The organism is Citrobacter sp. Cpo221, from assembly GCF_030332345.1.
Classification (GTDB): domain Bacteria; phylum Pseudomonadota; class Gammaproteobacteria; order Enterobacterales; family Enterobacteriaceae; genus Citrobacter; species Citrobacter portucalensis.
The window spans coordinates 233669-256464 of the sequence record NZ_JAOWIA010000033.1 but is presented as its reverse complement, the minus strand read 5'-3'; the positions used below and the strand labels follow the sequence as shown (position 1 = coordinate 256464).

The following is a 22796-nucleotide window of genomic DNA, read 5'->3' as shown; positions in this document are numbered from 1 at the left end:
CCTACGTTTAGTAAAGAACGCCCCCTCCAAACAGGTAATGCAATGAAAAAAAATATAATTTTTCTCTCCGGGATGATTTTTTCGTCAGTCGGTCACGCCAGTGCGCTCTACTTCTATGAAGTCGGAACGGAGGATACCGCACTGGCTGGTGCAGGGCAGGCCGCTCGTGCTCAGGATGCCTCTACGCTGTTAACGAACCCTGCGGGGATGACCCGTTTACCTGACCATATGGTCAGCGGAGGATTACAGGCGATGGGCGGAGATATTCCCTATACGCTGAACAATACGACAGATGGAAGGCAAAGCCCCGGTAATGTAATGACGCTTTTCCCCAATGCCAGCATGTTTTATACGCAACGGCTAAGTGATACCGTTTCTGCCGGTTTGGGTTTGTACGGCAACTATGGGTTAGGTATCGACTTCGGCAACTGGGCAGGGGATCGGTTAATTAAACAAAGTACCATGGTTGCGATGACGCTGAGTCCCGCCGTTGCATGGAAACTAAGTGATAAGGTGTCGGTTGGCGCAGCTGCAGGGCTAAACTATGGTTTTCTGTCGCTAAGCAGAGATGTCGATGGCCACGATGAGAAACAAAGCGATCATGACTGGGCGATGAATTACCACCTTGGGTTATTAATGGACTTAACTGACAATACTCGGGCGGGTGTAACCTGGACCAGTAAGACTGATTATCATTTCAATATTGACGGGACAGCGCGTTTTCCCAATATACCTAATATTGGATATGATCTGCCGATCTCCACACAGGTCCGTGCTCCGCAGCAGGTGATGTTTAGTCTGGTTCACGATATCAACAGTCAATGGTCAGTGATGGGCGATCTTGGCTGGCAGGACTGGAGTCAGTTTGGCAGCCCGCAGATTACAATAAATGGTCAGCAAAGCGATCGTGATAATCGTCTGAGAGATACATGGCATACAGCGCTGGGCGTGCAATATCATCCCGATGAGCAGTGGCGCATTAATGCCGGTATTGCCTATGACAGTTCACCGTACAAATCGCAAAGTGATGTAGCGCTTTCGATGCCAACCGGCGATGAATGGCGACTTGCCACCGGTGCACAGTACCAGATTACGCCAGCCAGTAATATTGGCGTTGCCGTTGAGTATTTGCACATGCAGTCGTCTAATGTCAAATCTGATATCTTTGCAGGCCAGTATAAGAATCCGTGGCTATGGTTTGCCAGTGTCAACTACAGCTATCAATTCTAGCGCCGTTATTCCCGATTAACTATCTCACGCATTGTTAATAGTCACCATGGCGGATTATCTATCCGACAGTGTCTGGTAACCGTCTGCTGGTGGTCTTATCACACACGCTCGTTTAAATAAAAATAAATTTCTACTTTTATTATTGAGCAATTTATGGTTTTAATATGAATCTGTACTACCTTCATGGAATATAGGTAAAAGCATATTGTTTTCAATCTAAATAATACAGGTTTGATTATGCAAATTTCACCTCCGGTACGCCCAGAACAAAGCATACAACGCTTAATGCAAGCACTTGAACCGATTGCAGAAAAGATGAAGGTTGTGCCGCGGCGGCGTATCATGTGGAAATACAAGAATAAGCCTCAACTCTACCTTTTTTTGCAAGGGGAGCTGTCTATTTTACGTTCTTCTGATGGTCTGTTAATCGTGACCGTCTATGAACCCCATCTGTTCGGTATTGCCGAAATGATCCAACCGGTACACGGCCATTTATTGCGCGCTGAAGCTGAGTCAACATTATTACGCGTCGATGCCGATAAAGCACGAGAACTCTTTCATCAACAAGGCTTGTGGGAAGATGCGGCGGCAGTGCTTTCATATCATACGGGCTATCTCTTTTATCGTGATGATTTAGTCGTACAGCAGCGTACTTATTCAGTGATACGTAACCACCTCGAAGAGATGATTTTGTTGCCGGAAGAGACGCGCACGCGAGTCTCTATTTTAGATTATATTCAGGATCGGACCCACTTATCGCGCAGCAGTGTTTTAAATGTTGTATCTGCGTTAAAAAAAGGAGGGTATATTGATTTTGAACGCGGAGGGTATCTTACTTCCATCAATAAATTGCCTGAGCGATTTTAAATAAACCCACAAACAAGTTACAAATCGATTATCTAAATTTAATATTCTATTGTTGTGGTATGCCATATATCAATCGTAAGAAATCCTCCTCATCATTTTCTGAAGAGGATTTCTTGTTATTCAATAAGAGAGTTCACGGACTGATTAATGCTTAACAGTCCTGTTTGATTATGCTCCTTATAATAAAAATTGTTCATTTGCTGCATTTGTTCGAGCTTGGTTAAAGAAGCATAAACCTGGTATGCCTGGCTATGAACGTCAAACATCTCTCTTGGCTTAACCTCATGAAGATATTCATTTTTTAATGAACTCGCGACGTTTTCAATTTGCTGTTTATTATCCTGATATAAGGACAGGGATGCCGAGTCACTACTTGATTTTGACTCGGGTTGTGCCTGAACAACAGGGATCACCATTTTATTGATTTTAACAACTTTCTCTGGGGGAGAAGTATTACAGCCAGAAAGCATCCCAACGATGAGAAGTAGATAGAGAGTGCGCATATATAGTGTTCTAAAGACAATGGATGCCAGCCATTATCTTTTTATACACTCAGGTGTCTACAGCTATTTTGTTTAAATAAAAACAAAAGGAAATTTAAAATTAAATGCCATTGCATTACATTGTTTCATAAGACCATGTTAGCCTACGAGGCATTAGATCATAGAAACCTGATAAGTACAGTATTACGGAAGCTTCTCAACAATCAGAACTGCAGGATTTCTTTCTTCTGGATAATATATTATTAGCGAGGATTTATGAAACTTAATAAACTAGTAAGTTATCTGACTTTAGCTGGCGTGTGTTCAACATCATTAATATCACTACCTGTATTGGCACAGGAAGGAGCAAAAGATGCGACTGCTCAGACCAAAAGTGCGAATGACGCCTTATATGGTCAATTGCCATTCACTGATAAAACCGATTTTATGAACGCACATAAAGGTTTTATTGCTCCGCTTCCCAGTGAATTGATTAAAGGGAAGCAGGGAAATGTTGTCTGGGACCCTCAGCAATATGCCTTTATCAAAGAGGGCGAAAAAGCCCCCGACACGGTTAATCCAAGCCTGTGGCGTCAGTCGCAGTTGATCAATATTGGCGGTTTGTTCCAGGTCACTGATGGCGTGTATCAAATCCGTAATCTTGATCTCTCGAATATGACAATTATGGAAGGGAAAGAGGGTATTACGGTCATTGATCCGCTGGTATCTGCAGAAACCGCGAAAGTGGGAATGGACCTTTATTATAAGAATCGCGGTAAAAGACCCGTTGTTGCCGTCATTTATACGCACAGCCATGTTGACCACTACGGTGGTGTCCGCGGCGTGATTGATGAAGCGGATGTGAAATCCGGTAAAGTGAAGGTATATGCACCGGCTGGTTTTATGAAGGAAGCTGTATCTGAAAATATTATGGCAGGTAACGCCATGAGTCGCCGAGCTAGTTACATGTATGGCAATCTGTTGAAACCGGATGCAAAAGGTCAGGTCGGTGCGGGTCTGGGGACGACAACCTCCGCCGGTACGGTCACGCTGATTGAACCCACTAACTATATTACCCACACCGGGCAGAAAGAAGTTATCGACGGTCTAACCTATGACTTCATGATGGCGCCGGGATCGGAAGCACCTTCTGAAATGCTGTGGTATGTAGAAGAGAAGGGAATGATCGAAGCTGCAGAGGATGTCACCCATACACTGCATAACACTTATTCATTACGTGGCGCGAAGATCCGCGATCCGCTGGCATGGTCAAAATATATCAATGACGTTATTGGCCGCTGGGGGGGAAAGGCAAACATTATTATTGCTCAGCATCACTGGCCGACCTGGGGTAATGAAAATGTGGTGAAGTTAATGAAAAGTCAGCGTGATATGTACCGTTACATCAACGATCAGACGCTGCGCATGGCTAACCAGGGGCTGACCCGTGACGAAATCGCCGCTAACTTCAAACTGCCGTCTGGTCTGGAAAAATCATGGGCCAGCCGCGGATACTATGGTTCTGTCAGCCATGATGTGAAAGCAACGTATGTCTTTTACCTCGGCTGGTTCAACGGTAATCCGGCAACACTGAATGAATTACCGCCCGTTGATGCCGCGAAGAAATATGTCGATTATATGGGCGGCGCCGATGCAATCATGCAAAAAGCGAAAACTGATTACGCCCAAGGCAATTACCGTTGGGTGGCGCAAGTCACTAACAATATCGTCTTTGCTGATCCGAGCAATAGAGAAGCCCGTAATCTGGAAGCAGATGCCCTTGAGCAAATGGGTTATCAGGCTGAGTCCGGTCCATGGCGTAATTTTTATCTGACTGGTGCACAAGAATTACGCAACGGTGTGGTGAAAGGTGCGACACCAAATACCGCCAGCCCGGATACCGTTAAAGCCATGTCACCTGAGATGTTCTTTGATTATCTCGCGGTACATATTAACGGAGAAAAAGCGGCAAATGCGCAGGCAGTCTTCAACGTCGATTTAGGTGCTGACGGCGGTAAATACAAACTGGAACTGGAAAACGGTGTTCTTAACCATAGCGCTGATACACAGGCCAGCAACGCTGACGCCTCCATTACGCTTAACCGTGCAACGTTGAACAAAATCATTCTCAAGGAAGAATCGCTGAAACAGGCAGAAGAGAAGGGTGATGTACAAATTTCCGGCAATCATGCCAAGCTTGATGAGTTCCTCGGGTATTTAGATGGCTTTGATTTCTGGTTTAACATGGTAACGCCTTAACTGTAGAGACAAACCATGCCATAACCCGCCAGCACTGGCGGGTTTTTTATTGTTGCTTATCAGAGTATTGAGTTGAACGATGCTGTATAGCAGTTGCTATACATAAGCCTTATGATATGCTTGTAAAGCAATTGCTATACAAGAGGCTTAATAATGAAATCAGATGTCCAGCTAAACCTTAGAGCTAAAGAATCCCAACGCGCGCTTATTGATGCGGCCGCAGAGATTCTACATAAATCGCGTACAGACTTTATTCTGGAAATGGCCTGCCAGGCGGCAGAGAACGTTATTCTCGATCGCCGAGTGTTTAATTTTAATGATGAACAATACGCTGAGTTTATCGAGATGCTTGATGCTCCGGTTGCCGAAGATCCCGCTATCAGGAAGCTACTGGCAAGGAAACCACAGTGGGATTTGTAACCGCACCGGAACCACTAACTCACATTCATCAATTAGCGGAATTTGTCAGCGGAGAAATTGTTCTCGATGATTGGTTAAAGCAAAAAGGGCTAAAAAATCAGGCTCTCGGCGCAGCCAGGACGTTTGTTGTCTGCAAAACAGACACGCGACAAGTCGCTGGCTTTTATTCACTGGCCACAGGTAGCGTCAACCACACAGAAGCAACAGGCAATCTTCGGCGTAACATGCCAGATCCAATCCCCGTAATTATCCTTGCCAGATTGGCCGTAGATCTTTCTGTTCGTGGAAAAGGGTTAGGGGCCGATCTGCTTCACGATGCGGTACTGCGGTGTTACAAAGTGGCAGAAAATATTGGCGTGCGTGCCGTTATGGTACATGCGCTCACAGACGAAGCTAAACGTTTTTATCTTCACCACGGATTCAAAGCATCTCAACTGCAGGAACGAACTCTGTTCCTCAAGCTTTCATGATTGTAATGAGCAGAGGAGGTCAATGGCCAAACGTGGGCCACATGGAGTCTCAACTGAGTACGCAGCAATTGCATTTAACATAATATACATTATGCGCACTAAAATAGATAAAGGCGGAATCTGCTGTTTTATGGTCATCCTTGTGCTGCTCAATAATGACGCCTCAAAACTCTTTCAAGCGCAGTTGCCTCAACAGCGCTAACAGTTTTGGATGATGGCTCTCGACTACAGCTGGTTATGCAAATAGCTGTTTTATGTCCTCTACAATTCCACCGCGACTCTCACTTCACTGAACATCAAAACTGATAACTGTAGTTCACACTGGCAAACCACAGATACGGATTATCGTAACTCCCCTGATAAATTGATGGTGACTGTACGTGGGACGACTGCATATGCAGATACGACACGGCAGCACCGATATTGCTTTGTGGTGTAATTTGATATTGCGCTCCGGTAGCAAATCGCCATTCATCACCGGTCGGCAACGTCAGCGCTACATCGCTTTGCGAATTATAGACAGTACTATCAAAAGCTACGCCCGCATTCAAACGCCATTGTTCCGTAGGTCGAAATTGCACACCTAAAGCCGTATGCCACAAATCCTTCAGACGACTGGACTTATCAACTTCTTGCCCGACCACCGTTATTTGCGGCGCGCCGAACTGACTCCAGTCCTGCCAGCCAAGCTCTCCCATCACTGACCACTGTTTATTAATGTCATGAACCAGACTTAACATAATCTGCTGTGGAATTGACGTTAACAGAGCCCCCAACGGAAACCCTGTCACTAAGCTTATAAGCCACCGATGGACTGAGCGACATCGCAACCATGGTGCTTTTCTTAATCAGCCGGTCGCCGGACCAATTGCCAAAATCGATCCCCAAACCGTATTTTCATATGCCACCTGCAGAATTTCTTCATTATTGAAGGAGTTAGCGTCTGTAAAAGCGTAGCTCGCAGCATTTAAATTGCCAGGCCAAAGCACCGGATTAAAAGCGCGACTTGTGCATACGTTCGAGCTGGATTTTGTCTGCTTCACTCGCTGTGTCAGCCAGGGACTGAAAACTATCGGGTGCGTAATAAGTTTTCGGTCGCGGAAGCGATTGCATGGAAGTGCCCGGGTAAATTTGTAACTCGCCCAGGCGCGCAAGCCGATATCCTTCGATCACGGCGGGAAAAGTCAGTTGCAGTGGCGTGGCGTTCTCGTACGAAACTGGGGTTGGTAACCGGTTATGCTCAAGATTATAGTTACGCTTTAACACCAGAAATTTATCTGGAACCCTACGTTTACTGTTCCACCAGTCGCCGTCCAATTCGCGAAACTAAAAAAGCGATCACAATCCTGTTCATATTCGCCACCGAAAACGCGAGAATTATCGTTATTATTCAAAAAGCCAACGCAAATTTGATTGCTTTTTTAGCATAGACCAGCCTTTCACTTACGCAATGTTAGTGAGAATGAGGTCTTCATTTGATGTGAAAGATGACATTTCTCTGGGAAGGCTCTTATCTTCATCGTCGCTAATTTGAAATGCATATCTCTGACCAAAAGTACATAGTCTCAATTATTACGTCATGAGATTCTGTCTTTAGTAGCTTTCATTTAAAAATATAAAGCCGCACATCTGTGATTTTTAAGCAATGGTATGTAATCGTTCGTTATATACTGAACCAGGTGACTTCACTTACTTTCAGAAATACGATAATAAAATTGAGTACATATCGGACAATGCGAAACAAAAAAAGCAAAACCATCCTACGCTTCGCGCTCTTGCTACTATTTACCTCTACGCTGTCGAGCTGCACATTAACCCGTGTTTCCGACAGCACACTCGCCAAAGAGGTCGATGAGCTGAATGTTATTGGTCTGAGCCTGGAGGCAGCAAGGCAAAGAGCAACTGAAAAAGGTTTTGTGTGCAGCGAATACGGAAACGTGAACACGGTTGTAACCGAACAGGGTGAGCATCGATGGCTACAAACTGAGTGCAGCAAGAAAAGTGCAGAGCTGTTCTGCCCGCAAATGCGTTTTGTCGTTCTTAATGTCGAGCCCAGCACGAACACAGTCGTTGATGTCGGCAACTATATTAATCAACACACCTGTTTTTGAAGGCAACACCTGCATATTGCGCTAAACCTCGTATCGACTAAAGGACGCTATCTTGCTCATCAGAATCATCATCGCAATGATCGCATTTGCTGGAAATTCAGTGCTTTGCCGACTCGCATTGAAGGGTATGCATGCTGATGCTATCTCATTCAGCAGCATCAGATTGATAAGTGGCGCAATTGCCCTTTTTTTATTTATCGCGATAACATCTGACAGCAGAAAATTTGAGTTCAAGTGGTTAAATGCCCTGCTCCTTTGCATCTATGTTTTTTCATTCTCCATTGCCTATGTTTCTCTTAGCACCGGCGCGGGTGCCCTGCTGCTCTTTGGTACCGTTCAGCTCGTCATGACGGTATGGGGAATAGCCCAGGGAGAGAAACTCGTAATTTTAAAAATAACAGGAATACTCGGGGCATTGGCTGGAATAGCGATTTTGCTATTTCCTGGTGTGGAGCGTCCTTCCTTTTATGCCGCAATAATGATGGTTATTGCTGGGTTAGCCTGGGCTTTCTACAGTATCACAGGGAAGAAAATCACGGATGCTGCTGCCTCAACCGGGGGGAATTTCATCCTGGCAATCCCGGTCGCATTGATTATTCCTCTGTTCTTCCGCTCTCATCTTCATATTGATATATATGGATTAGTTCTGGGCGTGCTTTCTGGTGCAATTACATCGGGAGGTGCATATCTGCTCTGGTATTCATTGCTCCCCTTACTCCGGTCCACAACGGCCAGTACTATTCAACTCAGCGTACCTTGTCTGGCCACTCTCGGTGGGATCATATTTTTGGGCGAAACGCTCACCGTCAGAATCCTTCTCGCAAGCGTCATTATTTTGGCTGGAATTGGCTTAGTTATTTTCTCTGATATGAGAAAAGGAGCAAAATAGACTGATTAATTATCGGCAAAGACGATACAGAACATGTTGTGCCAATCGATGATCTGGCGGCAACGCGGGGTGCACAAACTCTTCTGTTTTATTCATACCAATTCGTATCATCAGATTCTCTGACGGCTTATTCAGCACAGAAGTAAATGAAACGACTTCATTTAGCGCCAGTACGTCAAAAGCAAATGCAAGACTCGCTTGCGCGGCTTCTAACGCCAGACCTTGGTGCCAGTATGCTTTAGCAAGGCGCCAGCCTATTTCGGTGCAGGGTGAAAAATGAAATTTATCAGGTTGTGGATGTAACCCCACACAGCCCACAAACTGGTGTGTTTCTTTTAGCTCTACGGCCCAAAATCCCCAGCCGCGTTCTGCAATACCTTCACTAAATCTATCGGCCAGGTTATCGCTTTCAGCTTTCTCTAGCGGCGCGGGGAAAAAGCGCATCACGTCAGAATCGGCATTGAGTGCAGCAAAAGGGGCCCGGTCTTTAGCCTCCCATTGTCGTAATATCAACCTTGATGTTTCCAGCATATTCCTGCCCTTATCATTCATTTTCATATAATCTTCTAAAATAAGTGGCTCATCGGCAAGGTCTTATACCGTCCTTTTCCGACTTTTCCTCTCATACTGGAGATTTATACATGGCCGACTGGAACCCTTCGCTTTATCTGCAATATGCAACTGAACGTTCAAGACCCGCAGCAGAATTACTCAGCCGTGTGGCGTTAGAAAATGTCCGCTCAGTTGTTGATCTTGGTTGTGGTCCGGGAAACAGTACGGCATTGCTGCATCAGCGCTGGCCTACGGCAAAGACAACAGGTGTCGATTCTTCACCTGCTATGCTGAATGAAGCGCGCAACGCATTACCTGACTGCCATTTTATCGAAGCGGATATTAGCCAGTTTCAGCCCGAGCATCCCGTGGATCTGCTTTATGCAAATGCGTCGTTACAGTGGGTGCCCGATCACTATGACTTATTCCCACATTTGGTCTCACAACTCGGTCACAACGGCGTTCTGGCCGTGCAAATGCCGGATAACTGGCTGGAGCCCACGCATGTGCTGATGCGCGAAGTGGCTTATGAAAAAGGTTATCCTGATCGGGGCCGAGCAGCGCTTCCTGGCGTTCACGCCTACTATGATATTTTGACCGAAGCGGGTTGTGATGTGGATATCTGGCGTACTACGTATTATCACATTATGGATTCGCATCAGGCGATTATCGACTGGGTAAGCTCAACGGGACTCCGCCCCTGGCTGCAGGATTTGAGCGAAAGCGAGCAACGTCATTACCTGGCGCGCTATCATGAACTGCTCCAGGAACAATATCCGTTGCAGGAAAACGGCAATATTTTGCTGGCATTTCCGCGGTTGTTTATTGTTGCCAGACGCAATAGTTAAGCGTTTATCATCAGACAGATCACAGGACTGGGCTACCGAGTATGCGCGCCCTCGCCTTTTTATCATAAGGATCTAGTGGCTATGTCAGGCATCTGCTAGTGTCTTGCCACATGTTTCTGACGGGAGTTGTTATGTCTAAAGTCTACATTGGTGGGTGTCTGTGTGGCTCGATCCGTTTCACAGCCAGCAGTCCTAATAATTCCCATACCTGCTCCTGCGATATATGCCGGAAACATACTGGTGCCCCGACCGTCGTCTGGATTGAGTTTGATGCAGAAAATGTAGAATGGACGGGAAAAGCCGGAAAACCGACAACCTGGCGCTCATCTGAAACCACCAGTCGGGCTTTTTGCCCTCAGTGCGGGAGTTCCGTGGGCGCCATCGATGACGCTCCGGTCATTGCGCTTTTAGCCGGCGCTTTTGACGATCCTAATGATGAAGATCTGGCGCCGGAGTTTCATTCGTTTTCTGATATGCGGCCAGCATGGTGGGAAACAGAACGAAACTAAGTTAGTTGGTAATGTTTATCCGGCATATGTTTTGCTGGCACATTGGTTTCATCGTTCATTTGCAGTAAATCGATTTCGATTGCATTGCAAATCGCATCCAGCGGCAGGTCATTGTTCTCAGTACCAAACGGATCTTCTAGCTCTTCCGCAAGCGCATCGAGCGAGATAAAAGTATAGGAAATAAGCACTGAAATAAACGGCGTCATGTAGTGAAGATCCACCACTAACGCGAATGGCAGCATGATACAAAACAGATAAACAGTGCGATGAAGGATCAAAGTATAAGCAAACGGCACTGGCGTATTCGCAATTCGCTCACAACCTGCCAGTACTGCCGACATATCATTTAATCTGTTGTTTAAACTATGAAATAATATATCGGACAGCTGTCCATCACGTCTGCGCACGGCCAACCACTCCCCCATCAGCAACAAAATGCGGTTTGCTGGCGATTGTGCGGAAAATACCGTCTGCAGATCTTTCTCGCTGAGATATTTCGCCAACGGCTCTGCCTGTGGGTTTCGACGTAACGTCATGCGTAAACAGTGGGCAAATGCGATTTGCAGACGAACAAACTGCCCCAGTTCGGCGTCATCCGGTAAGGTGGTTTTCACCTCGCGAAGTAGTGATCGGGAAGCAATCATCAACTGCCCCCACAGGTGTCGGGCTTCGACATAACGTGAATAGCAGGCGTTATTGCGAAAACCTAAAAAGATAGCAATCGCCACGCCCAGAATACTGAACGGTGCCAGGGTAAATTTGATACCCAACATCGTATACCAGGGCAACATGATGATAACGGCGATGGAGAGCAGGAAGTTCAGCAGCAGTCGTGAAAATATTTTAGATAATACGGAACCATGCCAGACGAATATCAGGCGCAGCCAGTGTTGTTGGGGACGAACGATCATGGTTATCTTCGGGAAAATGTGAAATCCGTCACATTAGACGCGATAGCGATCAATGTTGCAAGTTAATCGCAACATTATCCCAACAACTTTTGTCCTGCTTAAAACGAAGTCGCACCTAAGTCACAGACCGGGTTTATTATTTAAACCACATAGTATGTTGTAACTAATGCATATCCAGAAAAAACCCGGCCTGAGCCGGGTTGTCGGTAGTCGCCTTAGCACAGTGGCTTAACAGCTTCACGCATACCTTTTGCCAGAATGGTATCCAGATCGGTAGAGACCTGTTCCACCAGTCCAGAAACCTGCGTCAGATCTTGTTCCCAGTGTTCTTTGACACCCAGTACAGATTTGACCAACGCTTCGGTACTTATCTGGCGATCGCGATGCTGGGACCACAGCTGTTGAAAACGTTCTATCCAATGCGCGTCGTCCTGAACCGGATAAGACTCACCGTTGCGCTCTCCACGATAAAAAGCAATTAACGCGGCAAGCGCAAACGTCAAACGCGCCGGCAGTTTACCGCTGGTCTGTTGCCCTGCCAGCAGTTGCGGCAATATACGGGTGCGGAATTTGGTCATGCCATTCAGGGCAATCGACAGCAGCTGATGTTTGATGTACGGATTGCAGAATCGACCGGTTACCGCGCTGGCAAAAGAAGCTAACTCATCACGTGGTAAATCCAGTACCGGAATGATCTCTTCATAGATCGCTTTCTCCACGAAAGCACAAATCTCAGCGTCATTCATCGCCTCACCCACGGTGTCCAACCCTGCCTGCCAGGCAACAGGGACCAGCGCGGTGTGAGCACCGTTGAGAATCGCCACTTTGCGCTCTTTGTACGGTTTGATGTCATCCACGATCAGGACATTCAGCGGATACTTATCCAGACGTAGTTCTGCGGCTAATGACTTCGGCCCCTGAATGACAAACAGATAGAAATGTTCTGCGGTATCGAGGAAAGCATCATGATAGCCCAGTTCAGCTTCGAGCTTAGCTACCTCATCACGCGGATAGCCGGTAACAATACGGTCCACCAGCGTGGAGCAAAATGCATTGGCCTGATCCAGCCACTGAATAAACGCTTCCGGCAGCGCCCATTCCTGAGCGTAGCGCAGAACCAGTTCACGCAGCGCATCACCGTTATAATCAATCAGTTCGCAAGGGATGATAATCCAGCCTTTATCCAATGCGCCGTTAAAATAGCTGAAGCGTTCGAACAGCAGACGCGTCAGTTTAGCCGGATAACTAACCGCTGGCGCGTCGTCAAACTTATCGCCCGCGTGGTAACTGATACCTGCTTCCGTGGTGTTAGAGAACACAAAACGCATATCAGGATTATGCGCCAGCTTCAGGAACTCATCGTATTCGCTATAGACGCTGATTTCACGGTTAACTGAACGAATTAGACGGGCATCACTGACGGCCTCGCCCTTCTCATTCAAACCACGAATGATAGTGGTATAGAGGCCATCCTGCGTACTCAGCGATGGCGGGAAGGAACTTTCGATAGGACGAACAATGACCACACCAGCGTTCAGATCGGTATGTTCGTTGAGCAGATCTACCTGCCAGTCTACAAAGGCGCGCAGGAAGTTTCCTTCACCAAACTGAATAATGCGTTCAGGATACTGAGCACCGGGGAAATCGCGACGATTTAGTGTTTGCACAATGGGTTCCCTTTATGATTAGTCATACAACCTGATTGAATTGGTCCAATAGGTTAGCAAACTTTAATACATTGAAACCCTGTTTTGATCAATCCCCGGCGACAAATTAGAGCGTTTTGTAGAAAAGTGTGGTTCCGGTCAGCGTCCCATCGGGCATTTGGGCATAGTCAGGTATCACCCCTACCTTTTTCCACCCGCAATTGTGGTAGAACAACTCCGCACCACTGCCAGTCGCCGTATCAAGCACCAGCAGCGTTTTACCTTGTTGACGCGCGCAACTTTCCAGTTCGTTCATCAATTCACGGGCCAAACCACCGCGTCGCGCTGAGGGGTGAACCAGCAGTTTGGCGACATCAGCACGATGAGGTTGATTTTCGGGTTGATCGATAATAAGTTGGACGGTACCGACAAGCACCCCCTGCGCATTCTGCGTACCAAGAACGATCCGTTCTCCGCGAGAAACACTTTGCGCGACCTTCATCCAGAAAGGCTCTGATTTTTCGCGATTAAAGGGCAGCATAAAACTGATGGAGGCGCCGTCATTGACGCACTGTTCAAGAACATCGCTGAGCTCGTCGATTCGCGACAGAATCTGTGTCGCGCTCAGCACAAAGCAGGGTTTGCCGGAAGCCATGGTTTCTCCTTAGATTGACCCCTTCATACTGCTTTTAACAATTACACAACACAAGGGGGCATATCATAGGATAATGTTATCTATGGCTTATTCATTTGGAGTACTAACCAGTGGTAAATAACCGTGACAACGTAACGTTGCTGTTCATCGTTTAGCACTACACCCTGAGGTATATCATGCCATTTCGCCAGACACCCTCGACAGCACGTCGCCGTAGCATGTTGAGCGATAAATACCGGGTGACCACGCATAGGCGTCTGTTTACCATCATTGGCGGGAAACGCAGGTGCTAGTCGTTTAGCTATAAAATCCGCAGCATGTTGTTCGATAACTGGCGCCCCTTTATCCAGACAATACTGCCTTTCTTTCTGACCAAGACGAAACCGCGAGCGAAACGTTGATTTCGCCAGCCGGGCAAAAAGAGGATCGAGCGTTTTCATCAGTAAACCGAGCGCCCCAGCTGTTGTGTTAATTGTTCCAGCACGGCGATACCGGCCAGTGAATTTCCCGCCGGATCCAGTTCCGGACTCCAGACAGCAATCGCCATCTCGTGTGGCACGATCGCCACGATGCCGCCGCCGACGCCAGATTTCGCCGGAAGCCCAACCCGCCAGGCAAATTCCCCTGCGTTCTGATACATGCCGCTGGTCGCCATCAGCGCATTGATCTGCCGGGCCTGCATCGGTGTGACCACAGGCTCCGCAAGATGAAAGGCATGCCCTTGATTTGCCAAAAAGACAAAAGTCCGCGCCAGTTCCACACAGCTCATTTTCAGCGCGCAGTAGTGAAAATAGTTCTGCAAAACGGTGGGCACGTCATGGTGAAAATTGCCGAAGGATTTCATCAGCCATGCAATAGCGGCGTTACGCGCCGAGTGCTCAAACTCCGATCGCGCGACCGTCGCATCATAGGCGATATCCGAAACGCCGCTTAATGCCCGCACCACTTCCAGCATCCGTTGACGAGGTGCGCTTAGACGCCCTTGCAGCATATCGCAAACCACCAGCGCCCCGGCATTAATAAAGGGGTTGCGAGGGATACCCTGCTCCATTTCCAGCTGCACCAGGGAGTTAAATGGATGACCGGAAGGATCTTTGCCGACGCGCTGCCAGATCTCCTCTTCCTGATAGTGACGCATCGCCACGACCAGACTGAGCACCTTTGAAATTGACTGAATAGAAAAACGTTCTTGCGCATCTCCCGCCTGATAGTGCTGCCCATCAACGGTACAGATAGCAATACCCAGTTTTGAACCGTCGACGGAGGCTAATGCCGGAATGTAATCAGCGACTTTACCCTGACCAATCAGCGGACGAACCTGCTGCACAATGGTCTCTAAAATTGAATTGTCCATGGCCCTGGCCACAACATGCTCCTTGCTCGCAGGTATGAAAGGCCTGCGAGTATAACAGAGCTGAATACGCAACGTCAGGCCGGAAGGCGGAATCTGGCACGGCCTGCATAAGCTGGTTAGATTCATGGTGAAGCTGTAAGGAAGAATCAGATGCAGCATTCACCAAATCACTGGTTTGTCGGGCTTCGCCGTTCAGGACATGGAGCTGACGGGTTAACTGGTGAATACTGTTCCCCTGATTTAACGTTGCAGTTGAAATGTCGTTCAGTAACGCGCCGAGGTTTTCCACCAGTGCGATAACCTGCTGCAAATTCTTATCCAGTCCGTTAACCGCGTGAAAGCCCTCTTCAATGCCCTGTAACGAGTGTTTAATCAGTGTCTGAATGTTTTGCGTAGACTGACCGCTTTTTCGCGCCAGCAGCCCAACTTCTTTCGCAACCACGGCAAACCCGCGCCCTTGCTCCCCGGCATGTGCTGCCTCGATTGCGGCGTTGAGAGCCAGGATATTTGTCTGAAATGCAATGTTGTCGATAAGCGTTGTAATCCCTCGCATTTCAGACGAGCGAGTCACAATCGCCTGCATTGACGCATTTACCGTCGCCATCATTCGGTCTCCACCTGCCGCAATATCACGCGCCTGCACTGCGCGTTGATTCGCCAGTTCAGCAAAGCCACTGTTATCCTCAACATGCGTTTCCAGAACCGAAATATGCGATGTCACAGTGCTCAACTCTTCACTTTGTTTTGCCGACTGCTGGTATAGCTGTTTATTGTTCTGCGCAAGTTCGTTGATATTTCCTACCATTGCGGTGGTGGCATCATTCACCTGCCGTACCAGCGCGCAGAGCCCCTGCTGCATTGCAGCAATACGCGAACTTAATTGCGTCACTTCCCGATTAAACTGACTCACCTGCGGGGCTGGCCGGGAAAGATCACCCGCCGCTAAAATATCGATATGATCGATCAGCCGTCGCAGCGGCATAATCACCCAACGGAACATACTACGCCAGACCAGAAAGGCGATAACCACCAGTACCAGAGGAATAAACAAAAATAGATTCTGTAAACGCTCAAGACTGGTCAACAGCTGCTGACGCCCAACCTCCGCATGTCGCCCACTGCCCTGCTGAAAGCGCGCGTAATTACCGTTAAAGTCTGTCTGAAAGGCCTGCACGGGTACGGCAAAAAACGCATCAATGGAACCTGACTGCATCAGCCCGTCCGCCTGCTCCTTAATACCGCTATAAAAACGCTGATAGCTCTCTGTTAGATCCGGATCCGACTGCGGCTTCATATCCCGCCAGGCCTCCCATGCACTTTTTGACTGCGCCAGCGTCCGATACGCCTCTTCCATTAACGGACGCCAACTCCCGTCCGATCCGGTGGCGGCATCCTGCATAAAATAAATCCCCGCACGGTTAAGTAAATCGCTGGCAGATAATAACGCCACCCGCGCTTCATCAACCTTTGCCTGCTGCAAAAGCGCGAGTTGATTACGCCCTTCATTCTGCTGTGCGTCACTGACTGAGGCCGAGAGCATCAAGGAGGACACGACCTGCAAAACAGAGAACAGCGCAATAATGCAAAAAATGCCCGTTAACAGACCGAACTGACGGGGTATTAGACGATGGGAAATTTGCGTTATGTTCATATTACTCTTCTGTATCAAAGCGTTAGTCGCGAGTGTACGGAGAGTAAATGACAGAAAAATTGCAGAAATAAGACAGGTGCCCCCAGCGGAGGCACCCACACCATCAAAGGCGGTTTTTCCAGACGGTCTGCACGTTACAAAACTCATGCAGACCAAAGTGCGAAAGTTCGCGGCCAAAGCCACTTTTCTTCACACCACCAAACGCAACGCGGGCATCACTGGCGCTGTAACCATTGATAAATACGCCACCACACTCCAGGCGTGACGCCATCTTCTGCGCCAGCGCTTCATCCGCAGTAAACACCGTGGCGGATAAGCCGAAATCACTGTCATTCGCCAGCGCTAACGCATGTTCCGCATTCTTCGCCACGGTAATTGCCGCAACCGGACCAAACAGCTCCTGGCGGAACGCCGTCATCTCTGGAGTGACATCGCCCAGTACCGTCACGGCATAGTAATTGCCCTGACCCGCAATTTTTTCCCCGCCGAGCAGTAACCGTGCCCCTTCGGCAAGGGTGGCCTCTACCTGCTGGTGTAGCTCATCACGCAGATCAAATCGCGCCATCGGCCCCAGATCGTTTTCTTCGTTTAGCGGATCGCCCATTTTGAGCGCACTCGCAGCGGCCACAAAGCGTGAAGTAAATTCTGCCGCAATCCCTTCTTCGATAATAAAGCGCTTGGCTGCCGCACAAACCTGCCCTGTGTTCTGATAACGCCCAGCGACCGCCGCCTTAACGGCCAGATCGAGGTCAGCATCATTGAGGACAATAAACGGATCGGAGCCGCCCAGTTCAAGCACACATTTTTTCAGCGCGGCACCCGCCTGGGCGCCAATCGCCGCACCGGCACGTACGCTTCCCGTTACCGTTATCGCCGCGATACGCGGGTCATTGATCATTTGACTGACCCCGGCGTTATCGGCATTCACCCAACCGTAAACCCCCGCGGGTACACCAGCATCAGCGAAAACCTGCGCAATAATTGCAGCACAGCCGGTTACGTTAGGCGCATGCTTTAACAGATAGCCATTTCCGGCCAACAGAATCGGGACGGCACCTCGCATTACCTGCCAGAGCGGGAAGTTCCACGGCATGATCGCCAGAATGGTTCCTAGCGGACGATACTCAATCACCGCCTGGTTATTCTCCACCAGCGTGGGTTCCGGATTGAGCATCGCCGGTCCATGCTCGGCGTACCAGTCACACAATGCAGCTGACTTGGCGACTTCAGCACGCGCCTGCTTAATGGGTTTACCCATTTCACGTGAGATACACTCCGCCATCTCTTCCGCACGATGGCGCAGAGCTTGCCCGATCTGGCGCAGCGTTTGCGCACGGTGCTCAACGGAAGTATGTTTCCATTCGTTATAGCCATTCGCGGCAAGGTTCAGCGCATGATCAATCTCTTCCGCGCTGGCCCACGGCGTCGCCGTCAGCCTTTCACCGCTGGCAGGGTCAATGGAAATCGCATGTGTTGCTGCTGTGATAGTCATAAGTGCCTCTCTTTATCGCAGGGTATGGTTATATCATGAGCATATTTACTCTTTCTGAAAAATGAATAATATTAACCATACCATTCACGAATAGAGAATATTATGGATCTGACGCAGTTGGAAATGTTCAATGCCGTCGCGGAGACTGGCAGTATTACGCAGGCCGCCGCGAAGGTGCATCGCGTGCCATCCAATCTCACCACCCGTATACGTCAGCTTGAAGCCGACCTGGGTGTTGATCTGTTTATTCGTGAAAACCAGCGCCTGCGGCTTTCCCCATCCGGGCACAACTTTTTGCGCTACAGCCAGCGGATCCTGGCACTGGTTGAGGAAGCCAGGATGGTCGTCGCCGGGGATGAGCCGCAAGGACTCTTCTCTCTCGGCTCGCTTGAAAGTACAGCAGCAGTTCGCATCCCCGCCACGCTGGCTGAATATAACCAGCGTTACCCCAAGATTCAGTTCGCGCTGGCGACAGGTCCTTCAGGCACAATGCTGGACGGCGTGCTCGACGGTACATTGAACGCTGCCTTTGTCGATGGTCCAATTACCCATCCGGGACTTGAAGGAATACCGGTCTACCGTGAAGAGATGATGATTGTCACGCCTAACGGTCATCCCCCCATTAAGCGGGCCAGTGACGTCAACGGTTGCAGTATTTACGCCTTTCGCGCCAACTGTTCCTATCGCCGCCATTTTGAAAGCTGGTTTCATGCCGATCGCGCCATGCCCGGCACCATTCATGAAATGGAGTCCTATCACGGTATGCTGGCCTGTGTTATTGCCGGCGCGGGTATCGCATTGATCCCGCGTTCGATGCTGGAGAGCATGCCAGGGCATCATCAGGTCAACGCCTGGCCGCTAAGCGAGAACTGGCGCTGGCTGAATACATGGCTGGTCTGGCGCAGAGGTGCAATGACACGTCAGCTGGAAGCGTTTATTGAGGTGTTGAACCCTCAGTTATCACAGAGCCCGGAGTAACTGGCGCTCCTCAAAGAACATGAATACCTGTAAATCCGAGTGAAGTCATACGCCCGGAATTTCATTATTATTGAAATACTTAAAAATACGAGGAATGTTCGGCAGCAAATTGTGGCGCCCTGCCAATGAAATGAGATCCGCATCACAAAATGATTGTATTTTCGCCAGCAAACGTTTTAAGATCGTGGCCTTACCTTTTCGCAGCTAATCCTCTTATTTGATATGACAACAGACACTGTTTCCCGCAAGGTCGCGTGGCTACGGGTAGTTACGCTTGCCATTGCCGGTTTTATTTTCAATACCACAGAGTTTGTCCCTGTCGGCTTGCTGTCCGACATCGCACAAAGCTTCAATATGCAGACTGCTCAGGTCGGGATCATGCTGACGATCTACGCCTGGGTTGTCGCCCTGATGTCGCTCCCTTTTATGTTACTTACCAGTCAGGTGGAGCGCCGAAAACTGCTGATCTGTCTGTTTGTTGTGTTTATCGCCAGTCATATTCTCTCTTTCCTGGCATGGAATTTTACCGTGCTGGTAATTAGCCGTATTGGTATTGCCTTTGCGCACGCTATTTTCTGGTCGATCACCGCATCGCTGGCGATCCGCCTGGCTCCTGCCGGTAAACGTGCACAGGCTCTCAGCCTGATTGCCACCGGCACCGCGCTGGCTATGGTATTGGGTCTGCCCATCGGGCGCATTGTCGGTCAGTATTTTGGCTGGCGCACCACCTTCTTCGCCATCGGCATGGGGGCGTTAGTTACCCTGCTTTGCCTGATTAAGCTCCTGCCCAAACTACCCAGTGAGCACTCCGGCTCTTTAAAAAGCCTGCCGGTGTTATTCCATCGTCCGGCATTGATGAGTCTGTATCTACTGACGGTGATTGTGGTCACCGCACATTACACGGCCTACAGCTATATCGAGCCGTTTGTGCAGACCGTCGCGGGTCTGAGCGCAAACTTTGCTACCGTGCTGTTGCTGGTTCTGGGTGGCGCGGGAATTGTCGGTAGCGTCATTTTCGGTAAGCTGGGGAATCTGCATGCTTCCGTACTGATTAGCAGTGCCATTGCCCTGTTGACGGTATGCCTGGTGTTGTTACTTCCCGCTGCTGACAGCGAAATGCACCTTGCTATCCTGAGTATTTTCTGGGGCGTCGCCATCATGCTGATAGGTCTGGGTATGCAGGTGAAAGTGCTGGCGCTTGCTCCTGATGCGACTGACGTCGCAATGGCACTGTTCTCAGGCATCTTTAATATCGGTATTGGCGCTGGCGCGCTGGTAGGCAATCAGGTGAGTTTGCACTGGTCAATGTCTACGATTGGTTACGTCGGCGCAGTGCCTGCCGTGGTGGCGTTGATATGGTCGGTGATTATCTTTCGTAAATGGCCGGTATCGCTGGAAGAACAGCCTCAGCATTCGTAAAAAATGTGCCCGGTAGACATTACCGATTACCGGGCACAGTGTTCTAAGCGTAGGTTTTAATAATTTCCAGCACGCCGTTAATAATAAACTGCACGCCCATACACACCAGCAGGAAGCCCATCAGACGAGAAATCGCTTCGATACCACCTTTGCCGACCAGGCGCATGATCCCCCCGGAACTGCGCAAACAGCCCCACAGGATAATCCCGACAACCGCAAAAATAATCGGCGGCGCGATCATGATCACCCAGTCCGGAAATTCGGAGCCATGGCGCACGGTTGACGCGGAACTGATGATCATCGCAATCGTCCCCGGACCGGCAGTGCTTGGCATAGCCAGAGGTACAAAGGCGATATTGGCAGTCGGCTCGTCTTCCAGCTCTTCTGACTTGCTTCTCGCTTCCGGAGAATCATGCGCCTTCTGCTGCGGAAACAGCATCCGAAAGCCGATAAACGCAACGATTAACCCACCCGCAATACGGAGTCCTGGAATCGAAATCCCGAAGGTATTCATCACCAGTTGCCCGGCATAGTACGCCACCATCATGATGGCAAACACGTAAACAGATGCCATGAGTGACTGACGGTTACGCTCTGCGCTGTTCATGTTGCCCGCGAGGCCAAGGAACAACGCCACGGTGGTTAACGGGTTTGCCAACGGTAACAGGACTACCAGCCCCAGCCCTATTGCTTTAAACAAGTCCATCATAATGTCATCTTTCCTGTGCGTTAATCGTCAACGGCAAGTATACGGTGAAATCCAGAAGATAAGCCATTTTCGCGATGTAAGGATTCATTTTTCATCTACGCGTATAAACCATAATTATCAGATCGTTAAATTTCCACACGCCAGGTATTGAGTCTGATGATTTAGCAAAACGTGGCATTTGCTGATTCATTCGTTTGACTTATATTTGCCTAAGCAATAATATCAGCCGTGACTAACTACTTGCCAGGGCAACCATTGTGAAAAACACCAGTGATCTGTTTAACGAAATCATCCCACTGGGTCGTTTGATCTATATGGTTAATCAGAAAAAAGATCGTTTGTTAAACGACTATTTGTCACCGCTGGATATCACGGCATCGCAGTTCAAGGTGCTCTGCTCCATCCGTTGCGCGGTGTGCATCACCCCTGTCGAATTGAAAAAAGTGCTGTCTGTCGACCTTGGCGCCCTGACGCGGATGCTGGACAGACTGGCCTGTAAAGGCTGGATAGAAAGGCTTCCGAATCCACATGATAAGCGTGGCGTGCTGGTGAAACTCACCGAGCATGGCGCAGCAATTTGCGAGCAGTGTCATCAATTAGTAGGGCAAGACCTGCACCAGGAACTAACAAAAAACTTAACGGCGGATGAAGTAGCCACACTTGAGCACTTGCTTAAGAGAATCCTGCCGTAAACAGAAAGAGGTATGACGATGTCCAGACGCAATACTGACACAATCACTATTCATAGCATTTTGGACTGGATCGAAAATAACCTTGAATCGCCGCTCTCACTGGAAAAAGTGTCAGAGCGTTCAGGTTACTCCAAATGGCACCTGCAACGGATGTTTAAAAAAGAAACCGGTCATTCACTGGGTCAATACATTCGCAGCCGTAAAATGACTGAAATAGCGCAAAAACTAAAAGAAAGTAACGAACCTATTCTTTATCTGGCAGAGCGTTACGGTTTTGAGTCTCAGCAGACGCTGACCCGGACATTCAAAAACTATTTTGATGTTCCGCCGCATAAATACCGTATGACGAATATGCACGGCGAATCACGCTATTTGCTCCCACTTAATCAATGTAATTGCTAAACGCCAGTTAACGACGTAACCGAGGAAATCATGAAACTTCTGTCTTATGCAATGCTGGCCCTACTGTTTGTTGTTTCGGGCCAGAGCATGGCGGAACAGACCGCGCAACCTGCCACCCAGAACAGTCGCGACGCGATGATTATGCCCCCTGCGAACGATCAGTCCCCGTTCGATTTTAATCATATGGGTGCAGGCAGCGACAAGTCCGACGAATTAGGTGTGCCATATTACAATATGCGCAACCTGTAAT

General features: G+C 48.7%; 23 protein-coding genes and 3 pseudogenes. 14 read left to right on the top strand and 12 right to left on the bottom strand.

Translation table 11 applies throughout. The annotated features are described in order from the left end of the window. Positions 1–42 precede the first annotated feature (42 nt). Positions 43–1230: an OmpP1/FadL family transporter gene (locus tag OGY72_RS05770; protein WP_166465415.1), complete on the top strand. Its 1188-nt coding sequence runs from the start codon at positions 43–45 to the stop codon at positions 1228–1230. Between the two features lie 237 nt (positions 1231–1467). Continuing rightward, positions 1468–2097, top strand: coding sequence for a winged helix-turn-helix transcriptional regulator (locus OGY72_RS05765; RefSeq protein WP_003832974.1), 630 nt, complete (start codon positions 1468–1470; stop codon positions 2095–2097). A 116-nt stretch (positions 2098–2213) separates the two neighbouring features. On the opposite strand, the gene OGY72_RS05760 is transcribed toward OGY72_RS05765, so the two are convergent. Further along, entirely contained in the window at positions 2214–2600 is a 387-nt protein-coding gene (locus OGY72_RS05760) for a KPN_03583 family lipoprotein (RefSeq protein WP_286547329.1), read from the bottom strand. Positions 2601–2855: 255 nt separating this feature from the next. On the opposite strand from OGY72_RS05760, the gene OGY72_RS05755 reads away from it, so the two are divergent. The 3 genes from OGY72_RS05755 to OGY72_RS05745 all read left to right on the top strand — a co-directional run bounded on the left by OGY72_RS05755 (position 2856) and on the right by OGY72_RS05745 (position 5728). Next, positions 2856–4838, top strand: a complete 1983-nt coding sequence (locus OGY72_RS05755; protein ID WP_286547327.1) for an alkyl/aryl-sulfatase — start codon at positions 2856–2858, stop codon at positions 4836–4838. A gap of 153 nt (positions 4839–4991) precedes the next feature. Further along, positions 4992–5258, top strand: a complete 267-nt coding sequence (locus tag OGY72_RS05750) for a type II toxin-antitoxin system TacA family antitoxin (protein ID WP_008784769.1) — start codon at positions 4992–4994, stop codon at positions 5256–5258. Next, on the top strand, positions 5246–5728 hold the full coding sequence (locus OGY72_RS05745) for a GNAT family N-acetyltransferase (protein ID WP_148361982.1): 483 nt from the start codon (positions 5246–5248) through the stop codon (positions 5726–5728). The genes OGY72_RS05750 and OGY72_RS05745 overlap by 13 nt, the downstream gene beginning before the upstream one ends. Positions 5729–6024: 296 nt before the next feature. Here the strand turns inward: OGY72_RS05745 and OGY72_RS05740 are convergent. Both OGY72_RS05740 and OGY72_RS05735 read right to left on the bottom strand, forming a co-directional pair. Continuing rightward, positions 6025–6622 (bottom strand): annotated as a pseudogene (locus OGY72_RS05740) (OmpP1/FadL family transporter); the annotation flags it as partial. A gap of 99 nt (positions 6623–6721) precedes the next feature. Further along, a pseudogene (locus OGY72_RS05735) lies at positions 6722–7054 on the bottom strand (DUF4056 domain-containing protein); the annotation flags it as partial. Between the two features lie 407 nt (positions 7055–7461). On the opposite strand from OGY72_RS05735, the gene OGY72_RS05730 reads away from it, so the two are divergent. Further along, a complete protein-coding gene (locus OGY72_RS05730) occupies positions 7462–7839 on the top strand; it encodes a hypothetical protein (RefSeq protein ID WP_003832962.1) in 378 nt (125 codons plus the stop codon). 52 nt (positions 7840–7891) lie between these two features. After that, on the top strand, positions 7892–8728 hold the full coding sequence (locus tag OGY72_RS05725; RefSeq protein WP_003832960.1) for a DMT family transporter: 837 nt from the start codon (positions 7892–7894) through the stop codon (positions 8726–8728). 9 nt (positions 8729–8737) lie between these two features. Here OGY72_RS05725 and OGY72_RS05720 read toward each other — a convergent pair whose 3' ends face one another. After that, on the bottom strand, positions 8738–9259 hold the full coding sequence (locus tag OGY72_RS05720; RefSeq protein WP_126319810.1) for a GNAT family N-acetyltransferase: 522 nt from the start codon (positions 9257–9259) through the stop codon (positions 8738–8740). A 110-nt stretch (positions 9260–9369) separates the two neighbouring features. Between OGY72_RS05720 and tam the strand changes: the two genes are divergently transcribed. Both tam and OGY72_RS05710 read left to right on the top strand, forming a co-directional pair. Next, positions 9370–10128, top strand: a complete 759-nt coding sequence (gene tam / locus OGY72_RS05715; protein ID WP_286547320.1) for a trans-aconitate 2-methyltransferase — start codon at positions 9370–9372, stop codon at positions 10126–10128. A gap of 131 nt (positions 10129–10259) precedes the next feature. Beyond that, positions 10260–10637 carry a GFA family protein gene (locus tag OGY72_RS05710; RefSeq protein ID WP_003832953.1) on the top strand — a complete coding sequence of 126 codons (378 nt, stop codon included), beginning with the start codon at positions 10260–10262 and terminating at the stop codon, positions 10635–10637. Here the strand turns inward: OGY72_RS05710 and OGY72_RS05705 are convergent. From OGY72_RS05705 to sad, 7 genes and pseudogenes are all read right to left on the bottom strand, one after another. Further along, positions 10634–11548, bottom strand: coding sequence for a bestrophin family protein (locus OGY72_RS05705; RefSeq protein WP_063941590.1), 915 nt, complete (start codon positions 11546–11548; stop codon positions 10634–10636). The two genes, OGY72_RS05710 and OGY72_RS05705, sit on opposite strands and share 4 nt — an antisense overlap. Before the next feature lie 215 nt (positions 11549–11763). Further along, positions 11764–13215 (bottom strand): tagaturonate reductase, encoded by a 1452-nt coding sequence (locus OGY72_RS05700; protein WP_191219407.1) that lies wholly within the window; start codon positions 13213–13215, stop codon positions 11764–11766. 106 nt (positions 13216–13321) lie between these two features. Then, positions 13322–13849, bottom strand: a complete 528-nt coding sequence (locus OGY72_RS05695; protein ID WP_149280930.1) for a GNAT family N-acetyltransferase — start codon at positions 13847–13849, stop codon at positions 13322–13324. Between the two features lie 80 nt (positions 13850–13929). After that, positions 13930–14289: a DUF4186 domain-containing protein gene (locus OGY72_RS05690; protein WP_063941589.1), complete on the bottom strand. Its 360-nt coding sequence runs from the start codon at positions 14287–14289 to the stop codon at positions 13930–13932. Further along, a complete protein-coding gene (gene glsB / locus OGY72_RS05685; protein ID WP_003832944.1) occupies positions 14289–15215 on the bottom strand; it encodes a glutaminase B in 927 nt (308 codons plus the stop codon). Before glsB ends, OGY72_RS05690 begins: the two co-directional genes overlap by 1 nt. A 62-nt stretch (positions 15216–15277) precedes the next feature. After that, positions 15278–16854 (bottom strand): annotated as a pseudogene (locus OGY72_RS05680) (methyl-accepting chemotaxis protein). Positions 16855–16957: 103 nt separating this feature from the next. Continuing rightward, positions 16958–18346, bottom strand: a complete 1389-nt coding sequence (gene sad / locus OGY72_RS05675; RefSeq protein ID WP_198579181.1) for a succinate-semialdehyde dehydrogenase — start codon at positions 18344–18346, stop codon at positions 16958–16960. A gap of 102 nt (positions 18347–18448) precedes the next feature. Here sad and ptrR point away from each other — a divergent pair, with 102 nt between their 5' ends. Then, positions 18449–19324, top strand: coding sequence for a putrescine utilization regulator PtrR (gene ptrR, locus OGY72_RS05670; protein ID WP_286547309.1), 876 nt, complete (start codon positions 18449–18451; stop codon positions 19322–19324). 222 nt (positions 19325–19546) lie between these two features. Beyond that, positions 19547–20743, top strand: a complete 1197-nt coding sequence (locus tag OGY72_RS05665) for a sugar transporter (protein WP_126318124.1) — start codon at positions 19547–19549, stop codon at positions 20741–20743. Between the two features lie 43 nt (positions 20744–20786). Here OGY72_RS05665 and OGY72_RS05660 read toward each other — a convergent pair whose 3' ends face one another. Then, on the bottom strand, positions 20787–21452 hold the full coding sequence (locus OGY72_RS05660) for a MarC family NAAT transporter (protein WP_063941584.1): 666 nt from the start codon (positions 21450–21452) through the stop codon (positions 20787–20789). A 257-nt stretch (positions 21453–21709) separates the two neighbouring features. On the opposite strand from OGY72_RS05660, the gene marR reads away from it, so the two are divergent. The 3 genes from marR to marB are packed head-to-tail and all read left to right on the top strand — an operon-like array spanning position 21710 to position 22795. Next, the gene (gene marR / locus OGY72_RS05655; RefSeq protein ID WP_003832935.1) at positions 21710–22144 is read left to right on the top strand and encodes a multiple antibiotic resistance transcriptional regulator MarR; all 435 of its coding nucleotides are present in this window, start codon (positions 21710–21712) and stop codon (positions 22142–22144) included. A gap of 18 nt (positions 22145–22162) precedes the next feature. Next, the gene (marA, locus tag OGY72_RS05650; RefSeq protein ID WP_003032424.1) at positions 22163–22546 is read left to right on the top strand and encodes an MDR efflux pump AcrAB transcriptional activator MarA; all 384 of its coding nucleotides are present in this window, start codon (positions 22163–22165) and stop codon (positions 22544–22546) included. Positions 22547–22576: 30 nt separating this feature from the next. Further along, positions 22577–22795, top strand: coding sequence for a multiple antibiotic resistance protein MarB (gene marB, locus OGY72_RS05645; protein ID WP_191236280.1), 219 nt, complete (start codon positions 22577–22579; stop codon positions 22793–22795). The last annotated feature ends 1 nt before the right edge of the window (position 22796 follow it).